The organism is Enterobacter genomosp. S, from assembly GCF_001631805.1.
Lineage (GTDB): Bacteria > Pseudomonadota > Gammaproteobacteria > Enterobacterales > Enterobacteriaceae > Enterobacter > Enterobacter quasihormaechei.
The window spans coordinates 300,363-313,066 of record NZ_LVVA01000021.1; the positions used below are offsets into that span (position 1 = coordinate 300,363).

Genomic DNA, 12,704 nt, shown 5'->3' on the forward strand with positions numbered 1-12,704 from the left:
ATCATGAGTTCCTTGAAGGAAGGGAGGAGTGAGTGGCCGCGTATTCAAACAGCGCGCGGCGGCGCAAAAATGCGGCGGATGGCGGTGCGATCTGGATAACGCTGCGATCGCGGTTAATCTCCTGCCAGCGGTGGCAGGCGACCTGACGCCCGCCGTCGATGACCTGATTAATCGGCTCGACCTGGCGGCATTCGTCGGTAACGTAGGGGCAACGAGTGTGGAAACGGCAGCCGGAGGGCGGGTTAGCCGGGTTCGGTAAATCCCCCTGCAATAGCGGCGTATCCCGCGCTACGCCTGGCTGCATTTGCGGTGCTGAGGCAATTAACGCCTGAGTATAAGGATGCAGCGGCGCGTCGAAGATGTCGTCGACGGTGGCCAGCTCGACGATTTGCCCAAGATACATCACCGCCACGCGGTCGCTCATATGCCGGATAACCGCCAGCCCGTGGGCGACGATCACCATCGTTAGCCCCAGCTGGTGCTTCAGGCTTTCCAGTAAATTCACCACCTGTGCCTGAACGGAAACGTCCAGCGCAGAGACCGGTTCATCGCCCAGCAGCAGCGTAGGGCCCGACGCCAGCGCGCGCGCAATGCCGATACGCTGGCGCTGCCCGCCGGAAAATTCGTGCGGATAACGCCCGGCCCAGGCCGCGGGCAAGCCGACCGTCCTGAGCAACTCGGCAACGCGGTACTGGCGATCCACTTTTTTCATGTTCTGATGCAGCCACAGCGGCTCACCAACAATCTGCTCTACCGTCATGCGCGGGTTCAGCGAGGCGAAGGGATCCTGAAAGATGATCTGTAGTTCACGCCTAAGCTGGTTCAGACGAGCACCTGAAGCGTGGGTGATCTCCTCACCCTGATAAAATACGCGCCCTTCGCTGGCACTCAGCAGGCGCAGCAGCAGACGACCGAGGGTGGATTTTCCGGAACCGGATTCGCCGACAATTGCCAGCGTTTCGCCTGGCATCACCGACAGCGAAACGCGGTCGACAGCCGTAACAAAGCAGGCTGGCGTAAACAGTTTTTTCGGGCCGGGGAAAAGCTTGCTCAGATCGCGGGCTTCAAGTATGGGCGTGGTCATGCAATTTCTCCCAGGGCAATGTGTTGTTCCAGCGGCACGCGGAAGCAGGCAACCTGATGGCCCGCGCCGAGCGTAGTGAGCGGTGGTTTTTCAGCATGACAGCGCGTCTGCGCGAAGGGACATCGGGTGGCAAAGCGGCAGCCTTGAGGCATGGATTCCGGCAGCGGGACCGATCCGGGAATGGTGGAAAGCTGGCCCTTGCGTGCGCCAAGGGAGGGGATCGAGCCCATCAAGCCAATTGTGTACGGGTGCTGCGGGTCGGCAAATATCGCCTCGACGCTCCCCTGCTCCACTACCTGCCCGGCGTACATTACCGCCACCTGCTGCGCGACTTCGGCCACCACGCCTAAATCGTGAGTGATCATCAACACCGCCGTGCCCGTTTCTTCTTTTAGGATATTGAGCAGGGCGAGAATTTGCGCCTGAATGGTCACGTCGAGTGCAGTGGTGGGTTCGTCAGCAATCAGTAATTTGGGGTGGTTTATCAGGGCCATCGCAATCATCACGCGCTGGCGCATACCGCCGGAAAGCTGATGCGGGTAAGCCTTGAGGCGCATCTCTGCGGCCGGGATCTGCACCTTCTCCAGGATCTGTAGCGCAACCGTCATCGCCTCAGCCCGGGAGATCGTTCGATGGCGCATCACCGCTTCACTGAGCTGATCGCCAAGCGTGAAGGCCGGGTTGAGCGAGGTCATGGGCTCCTGGAATATCATCGCCAGCTCGCTGCCTCGCAGATCGGCATACTCGCGCGGCGAGAGCTTGCGCAGATCGTGGCGGCGAAAATGCATCTCCCCGCTAACGATCCGGGCGCTGGCAGGCAATAACCCCATCAGCGTCAGGGAAGTGATGCTTTTACCGCAGCCGGACTCGCCCACCAGCGCCAGCGTCTCTCCCGCCCTGACCGTCAGCGAGATGTCTTCGAGCACGCTCACCGGCGAGCCCGCGAATTTAACGTTGAGGTTTTGCAGCCGCAGTACGGGCATGGAGTCCTTAAAGGGTATCGTCGTCATAGCGTGGAATCGTCCTCAAGGTGGATAGCCTGAATCAGGGCGGTTTGCAGGCTGAGCAGGTGTTCGCGCATGGCGGCGGCTGCTTCATTAGGCTGGCGATGAATAATCGCTGACATGATGTTGTGATGGTGGTCGTTGTAGCTATCGACACGTTCAGGGGTGCGGGCAAGTTCGCGTAAATGCTGCCAGCCGGGCTCCCGACGGACGGCATCTATCGCATCGAAAAGCCCTAGCATCAGGCGGTTGCCTGCTGCTTCCGCAATGGCGCGGTGAAAGGCGCTATCCCACAGTTCGTTGAGATCGCGGTCATCCGGGCTGACCTTATCAATGCGTTCCAGCATGCGCTGCATGAGCGCGAGGTTTTCCCTGGTGGCACGCAGTGCTGCAAGTCGGGCTAAGCCGGGTTCAAGCTGTAGTCGAGCTTCCATGACTTCCAGCAGATTGGTTTGCTGAACCAATCCCTGAAGCGCCAACGGCTCAACAGGGGCAGCCGGACCAATGAAGGTGCCCTTGCCCTGCTTGCGCCAGATACGCCCTTCCTCTTCCAGCACGTCCAGCGCGCGACGCACTTCACGTCGCCCTACGCCGAGCGTGTCCGACAGCTCACGTTCAGTGGGCAGCGGAATGCCTGGTGTTGACTCGTGCTGGTTGATAAGCCCGCGCAACTGCTCAAGCGCGGTGCTGGAATTTGCTAAAAACCGTGAAGGCTTTTCCATATTGGTTCGCTCGCTTTCATCATCACTTTATTTTTATCAACGATAAGTTATTGATATGAAGCACTACTTATCGTGCTAATGATTAAGCAATAAGCGAACCAATAACGCATTGGTTCAGATGTTTTCTGAAAAATGATCGGTAACCGAATGATTTCTTATGAATTATTTTTACATAATTATTACATAACCAAGTGAGGTTCGGAGAGGGGGCGGGCAAATAATGCACAAAAACAGTGCAAATAACGCACTAATACCGTGCGAATGTTAATAAATTGCACTAAGTATATTAACTTTTTGTTAACAAAGATAAGAAGAGAGATAAGCGAGTGTAGGGAGTATAAAACGACGAAAGCCTGAATCATTTCTGATTCAGGCTTTCTGAATAGTGGCGGAACGGACGGGACTCGAACCCGCGACCCCCTGCGTGACAGGCAGGTATTCTAACCGACTGAACTACCGCTCCACTGTTCCCGTTTGGGGAACGAGGCGAATATTACGGTCTGCCTCGTAACTCGTCAACGCTTTTTCTCAGGTTTTGAATCGTTTGCTGCAAAAATCACCCAAACGGTGATTTAACAAACGTTTCCGCCTTTTTTCACCCACGCCACAGACAGCTTCCGCCCTTCTTCTGAACTAAATCGAGGCGAGATTCGTGGTTCATCAGCTCTTCATCACTGGCTAAAACAACCCGCAGGCGATTCGCCTGACGCACGACCCGCTGAATACCGCCTTCGTCTCGCGTCTGCTGGGATTCATTTTCCATACTGAATTTAATCGACGTTTGCCCGCCGGTCATGGTCAGGTAAACATCGGCCAGGATCTGGGCATCGAGCAATGCGCCGTGCAGGGTTCGCTTGGTGTTGTCTATCTCATAGCGAGAGCACAGGGCATCAAGGCTGTTACGCTTGCCGGGAAACATCTTCCTTGCCAGCGCCAGGCTATCCGTGACTTTACAGAACGTATTGGTTTTTGGAATATCGCGGTTGAGCTTGCTGAACTCATAGTCCATAAAGCCGATATCGAACGATGCGTTATGAATGACAAGTTCCGCACCTCTGATGTAGTCGAGAAATTCATCCGCGACATCGGCGAAGGTGGGCTTATCCAGCAAAAACTCATCGGCAATCCCGTGAACGCCGAACGCTTCCGGATCCACCAGCCGATCGGGTTTGAGGTAAACGTGGAAGTTGTTGCCCGTAAGACGACGGTTCACCACTTCAACGGCACCAATCTCAATGATTTTGTGCCCTTCGTAGTGGGCGCCAATCTGGTTCATACCGGTGGTTTCGGTATCAAGAACAATCTGGCGAGTAATTGCAGTGCTCATAGCGGTCATTTATGTCAGACTTATCGTTTTACTGAACGTTTCAAATACAGGAAGTCTACCAGAGATGCGTAAACAGGTAGAAATTTTCACCGATGGATCTTGTCTCGGTAACCCAGGGCCCGGCGGTTATGGCGCCATTATGCGTTATCGTGAGCATGAAAAAACCTTTAGTGAAGGCTATTTTCTCACCACCAACAACCGCATGGAGCTGATGGCGGCCATCGTGGCGCTGGAAGCGTTAAAAGAACATTGTGACGTGGTGCTGAGTACCGACAGCCAGTATGTCCGCCAGGGCATCACCCAGTGGATCCACAACTGGAAAAAACGCGGCTGGAAAACGGCAGAGAAAAAGCCGGTCAAGAATGTCGACCTCTGGAAGCGTCTTGATGCCGCCCTCGGTCAGCACGAAATCAAATGGGAATGGGTAAAAGGGCACGCCGGGCACCCTGAGAACGAACGCTGTGACGAGCTGGCTCGCGCGGCGGCATCCAACCCGACCCATGAGGACGCAGGTTATCAGCCTGAATCCTGATCACGGTTTTTTGTACTGTCGCGTGGCACCCACGGTCTGGCGGATCCGCGTTTTTGCTTTGCTTTGCTTCATCGGGTTGAGCGTAAGGGGGATCGTCCTCTTACGCGCGACAATATACTGCATGCAGCCCAGCGCGGGTAAATGGGTGCTGAGCAAAACACCGCCTTTTCGCGTCCAGGGGATGACCTGAAAACCGCCGTAACTCAGCACTTCAAAATTCAGCAGTGAAAGCCAGTCCAGCTGGCGCATCATGGTAAACATCCGGCTGTTATACGGCGGCGTGCGGCGCAGCACGGGCGTTAGCTTGCGCAGCCCCATCAGACTCAGCGGATTAAAACCGCTCAGGATCAGCCAGCCGTCGTCAATCAACACGCGGTCGGCTTCCCGCAGCAGACGATGGGGATCGCTACACCAGGGCAGCGCGTGGGCGAGCAAACAGGCATCAATGGATTTTTCCGCAAACGGCAAATGCAGCGGATCTGCTTTCACCTGAACCGGGGAACCCTTAAGCGATACGTTAACCTGATGCGAGATAGCGCAGCTTTCGGTATTGATTTCTGCGCTGAGATTGCCAATCTTAAGCAGGTGAAAACCATACATTTTCGCGAGCCAGGGTTTAAGCTGAAGTTCTAAAGCTTCGCGATAATATTCACCCCAGGGCAACTCTGCCCAACGATCCGGTGGTGCGACAGTCTGAGGTATCCTTGCCGGTTTCATCAAAACACCCGCCACGCTATAAGAGGTAATGCATGAATCTTATCAGTATTTCCGCCTTTCAGGACAATTACATCTGGGTTTTAGTCGACGACGATCGCAGATGCATCATTGTCGATCCTGGGGAATCCACTCCGATCCTGGACGCAATAAATGAAAACGGCTGGCAGCCGGAGGCGATTCTCCTCACCCACCACCACAGTGACCACGTGGGCGGCGTTCCCGATCTGCTTGCGCAATACCCTGGTCTTGCCGTGTACGGGCCAGCTGAGACACAAAACAAGGGCACAACACAAGTCGTTAGCGAGGGCGAAAGTGTCCAGATTCTTGGGTGGGAGTTCTCCGTATTTGCTACACCAGGTCACACTTCTGGACATCTCTGTTTCTACAGTAAACCTTATCTGTTTTGCGGCGACACGCTGTTTTCAGGGGGGTGCGGAAGGCTTTTTGAAGGCACGCCAGAACAAATGTATCAATCTTTACAAAAAATTAATGCATTGCCTGCCGACACCGTAATTTGCTGTGCGCACGAGTATACATTAGGAAATATGAAGTTTGCTGCGAGCATCTTACCCGAGGATCGGGCGATTCAGGATTATTACCAGAAAGTGAAGGAGTTACGTGCAAAAAACCAAAAAACACTCCCTGTAATTCTGAAAAATGAGCGACAAATAAATTTATTTTTAAGAACGAATGACGTTGATTTAATTAATAAAATTAATCAAGAAACAAATTTGCAACAACCAGAAGCGCGTTTTGCATGGTTAAGGTCAAAGAAAGATAACTTCAGATAAATGCGGGTTGCCTTTTCAAAATTTCGCCGTTATCATCGCTCGTCTTTTAAGCAACTATTGACACACACATGAAGGCAAAAGCGATATTACTCGCCTCTGTCCTGCTTGTTGGTTGCCAGTCACAGAACGGCGGCAACGTACAGCAGCACGCACAGAGCCTTTCTGCGGCTGGTCAAGGGGAAGCAGGGAAGTTTACGAGTCAGGCGCGATGGTTGGACGATGGAACATCCTTCGCGCAGGAACAAGACTTGTGGGCCTCTATTGGCGACGAGCTAAAGATGGGAATTCCGGAGAACAGCCGGATTCGCGAACAGAAGCAGAAGTATTTAAGAAATAAGAGCTATCTCCACGATGTAACATTACGGGCAGAGCCGTATATGTACTGGATAGCCGGGCAAGTTAAGAAACGTAACATGCCTATGGAACTGGTACTACTACCCATAGTGGAGAGCGCTTTTGACCCGCACGCGACGTCTGGCGCCAATGCCGCAGGCATTTGGCAGATCATTCCGAGCACAGGGCGAAATTATGGTTTAAAGCAGACCCGCAACTACGATGCGCGTCGTGATGTTGTCGCTTCAACGACAGCCGCTCTCGACATGATGCAACGTCTGAATAAGATGTTCGATGGCGACTGGTTATTGACTGTCGCAGCGTATAACAGTGGTGAAGGTCGTGTACTGAAGGCAATGAAAGCGAATAAAGCGCGTGGTAAATCCACAGACTTCTGGTCGCTCTCACTGCCACAGGAAACAAAGATTTACGTACCGAAAATGCTGGCCCTGAGCGATATTCTCAAGAACAGCAAACGTTACGGTGTACAACTGCCAACACCAGACGAAAGTCGTGCACTGGCGCGTGTCCGCCTCAGCAGCCCGGTTGATATTCAACAGGTTGCCGATATGACGGGTATGTCGGTAAGTAAATTGAAAACCTTTAATGCAGGTGTTAAAGGCTCTACGCTGGGCGCAAGTGGCCCGCGGTATGTGATGGTTCCGCAGAAACACGCAGAACAGTTACGTGAGTCTTTAGCTTCGGGTGAAATTGCAGCCGTTCAGTCCACGCTGATCGCTGATACGTCACCAGTAAGCAGCCGCAGCTATAAGGTGCGTTCAGGTGATACGCTTTCAGGTATTGCATCACGTCTTGGCGTGAATACGAAAGATCTCCAGCAGTGGAATAATCTGCGCGGGTCGGGTCTGAAAGTGGGTCAAACGCTGACCGTAGGTGCAGGTAGCAGCGCACAGCGTCTTGCTAAAAACAGCGATAGCATTACCTATCGCGTGCGTAAAGGCGACTCGCTGTCCAGTATTGCTAAGCGTCACGGCGTAAACATCAAAGATGTGATGCGCTGGAACAATGATACTGCCAACCTGCAACCTGGCGACCAGCTGACGCTGTTTGTGAAAAACAGCGCTACGCCAGATTCCTGATAGTACGATTGCTTGTTAAAAGGCACCGATTCCCCTCGGTGCCTTTTTTGTTTATCCCGCTTTATGCGCTTCGGCCATGATGGTGTCGCTGGTAAATGAACCATCCTCATGCAGTTCAAAGTACGCCTTCACGTCAGCAGAGGCGCTCTCCTGATACAATCGGATCGCCTGCGTTAATGCCTCCGGTGTGCGCATCCGCGCAATCCATGACCTAAACTCCAGCGGCAAACGGTCGGTTATTAACGAGCGTGAAATCAGGCCGGCTTCGGTGATAAACGTAAGCCACTCTCCACTGGAGTAGTTTTGCACGTGCGAGGTATCACGCAGCGCTTCAACCGTCTGAAGCCAGATATTCCGCACCGGATGTCCCGGAGACATCACGTCCATGATGATGAAGATCCCGCCCGGTTTGAGCACCCGTTTCACTTCCCGTAATGCCTGACCCACATCATGCCAGTGGTGTGCAGAGTAACGGCTAATCACAACCTCAAACGACGCATCCTCAAAGGGTAAAGATTCAGCGTAGCCCTGGCGCGTCGTGACGTTATTCAGCCCTTTCGCTTTCGCCGCCTCAGCAACCACGTCCAGCATCTGGCTCGATAAATCATACGCCGTTACCTGGCCGACATGCTGTGCGGCGGTAAAACTGGCGTGCCCCGCCCCGCATCCTAAGTCCAGCACGTGCGCGTCAGGAAAGGCGGCGAGCCGTTCGCCAAGACGCACCAGATCGCGGCCAGAAGCGTGCACGGCGCTGCTCAGATAGGCACTTGCCTGAGAACCAAACTGTTTTTCGACATTGTCATGATGGGAGTGTGTTGTTGTCATGTTGCTGTCCTTTTATGGGTTAAATAATAAAGGGCAGCACCCGCACAGGCCTGCCCCACGGCAGACCTGACGCACCATTATTTATCAGGTTTGCCGGGACTGAATTCAACGAGTAGAGGATTATGATCGGAGGCGCGCGTCACCAGAACGGAGGCGTCGTGCACGCTTAACCCACGGTAGAAGACGAAATCGAGAGGACGGCCAAACGCTTTCTTGCGCTGGTCATCGCCAAAACGCACTTCACGCAGCGACATTTCACGTGCAAAGCGGTACAACGCGTTCATGCGCGGACGGCTCCAGGCATTGAAGTCCCCGGCCATAATGATTGGCCCGCTGTGATGAGCAATCTGATCGCCAATGGGAAGTAACTGTTTACTATACACATCAACGCCCAGGCTGAAGTTCACCGCATGAATGTTTACCACCATCAGCAGACGGGTATCAGGCAACGGATAGACCGTGACCAGCGCCGATTTTGCCAGACGCAGGATCGGTTCACGTTCACGCAGCGGGCAGCAATAGACCGGATGTGCGGCTGAAAGGGTCATCACCCCAGATGGATGCTGTGGCAGAACAAAGGCAGGCACCTGATCGGCTGCAAGATAGTTTGTTGTTGCAAACCTTACCAGTTCGGGCGTGGTTTGCGCCTCCTGTAACAGAACCAGATGAGCATCTTTGCCGAAATTTTGAAGTACGGATAACCACTCCGCGCGCTGTTGCTTGAAGATGTTCCACACCAGCACGCGAATTTTATCGTCACTGCTTAAGGGAGTGCCCGCAGGTAATGCCTGGCTGAGGCTCGCAAACGACCCCGGAGGCAAGATCCTCTCCGCAGGCATTCCGGCAACATAACGCATGGCATAGGTATTTTTTCGCACTTTTGGAAACGGCCTCTGTAACATGAACCAGCCCGGAAAACGGACTGGTTCTAATGTTATAGGGATTTTAGGTCACACTTTCAACGCAATTACTGAGAAACCGCTTTCCAGTTTTGTAAGCAAGCACTTACTGATACTCATCCCAGCGCGACGCGAGCAGGTTTATCAAGACGTCCACTCAGAGCAATCAGGAAGAAAGCGACAAGCACAATCACTGCGCCAATCCACGGCGTCTGGGTTAATCCAACGTGTTCAACCGTCTGCCCACCGATAACCGAGCCGAGTGCGATACCGACATTGAATGCGGCGATATTCAGGCCGGATGCGACATCCACCGCATTGGGGGTATAGCGTTCAGCTTTCTGCACAACATAGACCTGCAATCCCGGTACGTTACCAAACGCGAATACCCCCATAACCAATACCGTTACCAGCGCGGCGTATTGCATCGATGCGGTGAACTGGAAAATCATCAGCAGAACAACCAGTGCGGCGAAGATGAACTTCAGCGCCGGTACCGCACCATGCTTATCCGCAAGCTTGCCGCCCCAGATATTGCCGATTGCGACGGAGATACCGTAGCCCAGTAAAATCCAGCTCACTGCCCCCGGGGAGAAACCAGCCAGCTCCTGCATCATCGGCGCAAGGAAGGTGAACGCAGTGAACACGCCACCATAGCCCAGCGCCGTTACGGCATAGATAAGCAGCAGGCGCGGGTGTGTAAGAACCTTAACCTGATCGCTCAGGCTGGCACTCGCGCGCCCCGGGATATTCGACGGGACCAACAGCAGGCTGGCCACCAGAGCAATGACGCCCAACAGCGATACCGCGAGGAAGGTTTCACGCCAGCCAAAATGTTGTCCGATAAACGTGCCTAACGGTACGCCGGTGACCAGCGCGACGGTTAAGCCACCAAACATAATCGCAATGGCTGACGCCGCTTTCTCTTTTGGCACCAGGCTGGTTGCAATCGTGGAACCGATAGAGAAGAAGACTCCGTGCGCGAGGCCGGTCAGCAGGCGAGCAATGACCAGCGTGGCGTAATCCGGTGCCTGCCAGGCCAGAATATTGCCAGCGGTAAAGAGCACCATCAGGGCGACTAACAATTGTTTACGCGGGAATCGGCCAGTCAGCGCCGTCAGCACAGGCGCCCCAACAGCGACACCTAACGCATAAATAGACACCAGCAGCCCAGCAGAGGGCAGCGAAATGGCAAGTTGATGAGCAATGGTAGGGACCAGTCCTACAATAACAAATTCGGTCGTGCCAATTGCAAAGGCACTGATCGTCAGGGCAAGAAGCGCCAGTGGCATAAAATACTCCGTCTCTTCAGGATTAAGATGACAGGCAGTATGCGCCAGTGTTTAAATAACAAAAATGGTTAGAATCTCAATAGAATTTTGCAGGTGGTGCAATAATGAAGGCTACATCGGAAGAACTGACTATCTTTGTCGCCGTGGTCGAAAGCGGGAGCTTTAGCCGCGCCGCCGAACAGCTCGGGCAGGCGAACTCAGCCATCAGCCGCTCGGTGAAAAAGCTGGAGATGAAGCTCGGGGTAAGCCTGCTTAACAGGACAACGCGCCAGCTCAGCCTGACGGAAGAAGGTGAGCGTTATTTTCGACGCGTGCAGTCCGTTTTGCAGGAGATGGCAGCGGCAGAAACGGAAATCATGGAATCACGCAGCACGCCGCGTGGGCTGCTGCGCATTGATGCGGCGACGCCGGTCGTACTGCATTTCCTGATGCCGTTAATTAAGCCCTTCCGGGAGCGCTACCCGGAGATGACCCTGTCGCTGGTCTCTTCTGAGACATTCATTAACCTGATTGAGCGTAAAGTTGACGTGGCGATCCGCGCGGGAACCCTGACGGACTCAAGCTTACGCGCCCGCCCCCTGTTCGCCAGCTACCGCAAAATTATCGCGTCACCGCAATATATTGCCGAGCATGGCAGACCGGAGACGGTTGAAGAGCTGAAGCAGCATCTGTGTCTGGGTTTTACGGAGCCTGTAAGCCTGAATACCTGGCCTGTCGCCTGCCATGACGGGCAGCTTCATGAAATCACCTGCGGAATCTCTTCTAACAGCGGGGAAACGCTGAAGCAGCTATGTCTGCAAGGGAATGGGATCGCCTGCTTATCCGACTATATGATTGATAAGGAAATTGCAGCTGGCCAGCTAGTTGAGCTAATGGCTGATAAACGCTTGCCTGTAGAGATGCCTTTTAGCGCGGTGTATTACAGTGACCGAGCGGTAAGTACGCGCATACGCGCATTTATCGACTTCCTGAGTGAGCATATAAAAACAGCTCCCGGAGGAGCTGTGTGAGGGTTAAGGGCACAGAGGGAGGGTTTTTATTAATCCCAGTCTGGTGCTAACCCTTCCGGGCTGACCAGACGATCGTTACATTCCAGTGCTGCGATCGCTTTTTTATCTTCATCATCAAGCTGGAGATCCCGCGCTAACAGATTACTTGCCAGGTTTTCACGTTTGGTTGAAGACGGGATCACGGCATAACCTTCACCCATCGCCCATGCCAGGATCACCTGTGCAGCTGTCGCATTGTGTTTTTCAGCGATGCGCGCAATGACTTCATCTTTCAGGGCCTTACCATATGCCAGCGTCATGTACGAGGTGATATGAATACCATGCTGTTTCGCCCAGTCCACTACGTTGCGGTTTTGCAGGTAGGGAGAGAGTTCAATCTGGTTAGTAGCAATATTCTCTTTACCCACTGCGGCAATGGCTTTTTCCATCAATGGAATAGTGAAATTCGAGATACCAATTTCACGCGTTAAGCCCTGCTCTTTTGCTTCCAGCAGCGCCTGCATAAACTCTTCTACGGAGACGGCATCGCCAGGTGATGGCCAGTGGATCAACGTCAGATCAACATAATCAGTACGCAGCTTTTTCAGACTTTCCTTCAGGCTTGGGATCAGCTTGTCTTTGCTGAGGTTTTCAATCCAGATTTTGGTGGTGATGAAAAGCTCGTGGCGCGGTACGCCGCTCTCTTCGATGGCCAGGCCCACGGCAGCTTCGTTGTCATAAATCTGCGCCGTATCAACGGCGCGATAGCCCAGCTCCAGAGCGGTTTTTACAGATGCGATAACAACGTCGTCCTTCAGGCGAAAAGTGCCGAGACCCAGTGCAGGGATAGTCATATCATTCCTCAATCGTTATGTTCGTAAACTGAGGAGGATTATCGCTGTGGTTGTTATGTCGAAAAAGATCGTAAAACGCAGAGGATTTTTGCTAATTTCGCAATAGTTAAACGACAGATAAGAAAAAAGCCCTGAGCGTTAGCTCAGGGCTTTTAATAAGTGGCGGAACGGACGGGACTCGAACCCGCGACCCCCTGCGTGACAGGCAGGTATTCTAACCGACTGAACTACCGCT

13 protein-coding genes and 1 tRNA gene are annotated in these 12,704 nt (G+C 53.5%); 4 read left to right on the forward strand and 10 right to left on the reverse strand.

Features of this window, described 5'->3' with window-relative positions; all coding sequences use genetic code 11:
• Position 1: 1 nt before the first annotated feature.
• The 5 genes from A3466_RS18320 to dnaQ all read right to left on the reverse strand — a co-directional run bounded on the left by A3466_RS18320 (position 2) and on the right by dnaQ (position 4,137).
• Positions 2–1,084 carry an ABC transporter ATP-binding protein gene (locus A3466_RS18320; protein WP_063451777.1) on the reverse strand — a complete coding sequence of 361 codons (1,083 nt, stop codon included), beginning with the start codon at positions 1,082–1,084 and terminating at the stop codon, positions 2–4.
• The gene (locus tag A3466_RS18325; RefSeq protein WP_063451778.1) at positions 1,081–2,094 is read right to left on the reverse strand and encodes an ABC transporter ATP-binding protein; all 1,014 of its coding nucleotides are present in this window, start codon (positions 2,092–2,094) and stop codon (positions 1,081–1,083) included. Before A3466_RS18325 ends, A3466_RS18320 begins: the two co-directional genes overlap by 4 nt.
• Positions 2,091–2,810: a FadR/GntR family transcriptional regulator gene (locus A3466_RS18330; RefSeq protein WP_063451779.1), complete on the reverse strand. Its 720-nt coding sequence runs from the start codon at positions 2,808–2,810 to the stop codon at positions 2,091–2,093. The genes A3466_RS18325 and A3466_RS18330 overlap by 4 nt, the downstream gene beginning before the upstream one ends.
• A 386-nt stretch (positions 2,811–3,196) precedes the next feature.
• A tRNA-Asp gene (locus A3466_RS18335) sits at positions 3,197–3,273 on the reverse strand.
• A 132-nt stretch (positions 3,274–3,405) separates the two neighbouring features.
• The gene (gene dnaQ / locus A3466_RS18340) at positions 3,406–4,137 is read right to left on the reverse strand and encodes a DNA polymerase III subunit epsilon (protein WP_072201000.1); all 732 of its coding nucleotides are present in this window, start codon (positions 4,135–4,137) and stop codon (positions 3,406–3,408) included.
• On the opposite strand from dnaQ, the gene rnhA reads away from it, so the two are divergent.
• Positions 4,091–4,669, forward strand: coding sequence for a ribonuclease HI (rnhA, locus tag A3466_RS18345; RefSeq protein WP_162196835.1), 579 nt, complete (start codon positions 4,091–4,093; stop codon positions 4,667–4,669). The genes dnaQ and rnhA overlap by 47 nt on opposite strands.
• On the opposite strand, the gene A3466_RS18350 is transcribed toward rnhA, so the two are convergent.
• Positions 4,670–5,386, reverse strand: a complete 717-nt coding sequence (locus A3466_RS18350) for a class I SAM-dependent methyltransferase (RefSeq protein WP_063451780.1) — start codon at positions 5,384–5,386, stop codon at positions 4,670–4,672.
• 32 nt (positions 5,387–5,418) lie between these two features.
• On the opposite strand from A3466_RS18350, the gene gloB reads away from it, so the two are divergent.
• Both gloB and mltD read left to right on the forward strand, forming a co-directional pair.
• Complete coding sequence (gene gloB, locus A3466_RS18355) at positions 5,419–6,177, forward strand: hydroxyacylglutathione hydrolase (RefSeq protein ID WP_063451781.1); 759 nt, start codon at positions 5,419–5,421, stop codon at positions 6,175–6,177.
• Between the two features lie 68 nt (positions 6,178–6,245).
• Positions 6,246–7,610, forward strand: coding sequence for a murein transglycosylase D (mltD, locus tag A3466_RS18360; protein ID WP_063451782.1), 1,365 nt, complete (start codon positions 6,246–6,248; stop codon positions 7,608–7,610).
• A gap of 51 nt (positions 7,611–7,661) precedes the next feature.
• On the opposite strand, the gene A3466_RS18365 is transcribed toward mltD, so the two are convergent.
• The 3 genes from A3466_RS18365 to A3466_RS18375 form a co-directional block, all read right to left on the reverse strand.
• Positions 7,662–8,435: a class I SAM-dependent methyltransferase gene (locus tag A3466_RS18365; protein ID WP_063451783.1), complete on the reverse strand. Its 774-nt coding sequence runs from the start codon at positions 8,433–8,435 to the stop codon at positions 7,662–7,664.
• A 77-nt stretch (positions 8,436–8,512) separates the two neighbouring features.
• The gene (locus A3466_RS18370) at positions 8,513–9,313 is read right to left on the reverse strand and encodes an endonuclease/exonuclease/phosphatase family protein (protein ID WP_063451802.1); all 801 of its coding nucleotides are present in this window, start codon (positions 9,311–9,313) and stop codon (positions 8,513–8,515) included.
• A 137-nt stretch (positions 9,314–9,450) separates the two neighbouring features.
• Positions 9,451–10,626, reverse strand: a complete 1,176-nt coding sequence (locus A3466_RS18375) for an MFS transporter (RefSeq protein ID WP_063451784.1) — start codon at positions 10,624–10,626, stop codon at positions 9,451–9,453.
• Between the two features lie 104 nt (positions 10,627–10,730).
• Between A3466_RS18375 and yafC the strand changes: the two genes are divergently transcribed.
• On the forward strand, positions 10,731–11,636 hold the full coding sequence (gene yafC / locus A3466_RS18380; RefSeq protein WP_063451785.1) for a DNA-binding transcriptional regulator YafC: 906 nt from the start codon (positions 10,731–10,733) through the stop codon (positions 11,634–11,636).
• A 29-nt stretch (positions 11,637–11,665) separates the two neighbouring features.
• Here the strand turns inward: yafC and dkgB are convergent, their stop codons facing one another.
• Positions 11,666–12,469 carry a 2,5-didehydrogluconate reductase DkgB gene (gene dkgB, locus A3466_RS18385; protein ID WP_063451786.1) on the reverse strand — a complete coding sequence of 268 codons (804 nt, stop codon included), beginning with the start codon at positions 12,467–12,469 and terminating at the stop codon, positions 11,666–11,668.
• Positions 12,470–12,704: the final 235 nt, after the last annotated feature.

What these genes read in the sequence shown, in the direction of transcription:
- A3466_RS18320 (WP_063451777.1), bottom strand. Translation starts at nt 1,084, where the DNA reads ATGACCACGCCCATACTTGAAGCCCGCGATCTGAGCAAGCTTTTCCCC.
- A3466_RS18325 (WP_063451778.1), bottom strand. Translation starts at nt 2,094, where the DNA reads ATGACGACGATACCCTTTAAGGACTCCATGCCCGTACTGCGGCTGCAA.
- A3466_RS18330 (WP_063451779.1), bottom strand. Translation starts at nt 2,810, where the DNA reads ATGGAAAAGCCTTCACGGTTTTTAGCAAATTCCAGCACCGCGCTTGAG.
- dnaQ (WP_072201000.1), bottom strand. Translation starts at nt 4,137, where the DNA reads ATGAGCACTGCAATTACTCGCCAGATTGTTCTTGATACCGAAACCACC.
- A3466_RS18350 (WP_063451780.1), bottom strand. Translation starts at nt 5,386, where the DNA reads ATGAAACCGGCAAGGATACCTCAGACTGTCGCACCACCGGATCGTTGG.
- gloB (WP_063451781.1), top strand. Translation starts at nt 5,419, where the DNA reads ATGAATCTTATCAGTATTTCCGCCTTTCAGGACAATTACATCTGGGTT.
- mltD (WP_063451782.1), top strand. Translation starts at nt 6,246, where the DNA reads ATGAAGGCAAAAGCGATATTACTCGCCTCTGTCCTGCTTGTTGGTTGC.
- A3466_RS18365 (WP_063451783.1), bottom strand. Translation starts at nt 8,435, where the DNA reads ATGACAACAACACACTCCCATCATGACAATGTCGAAAAACAGTTTGGT.
- A3466_RS18375 (WP_063451784.1), bottom strand. Translation starts at nt 10,626, where the DNA reads ATGCCACTGGCGCTTCTTGCCCTGACGATCAGTGCCTTTGCAATTGGC.
- yafC (WP_063451785.1), top strand. Translation starts at nt 10,731, where the DNA reads ATGAAGGCTACATCGGAAGAACTGACTATCTTTGTCGCCGTGGTCGAA.
- dkgB (WP_063451786.1), bottom strand. Translation starts at nt 12,469, where the DNA reads ATGACTATCCCTGCACTGGGTCTCGGCACTTTTCGCCTGAAGGACGAC.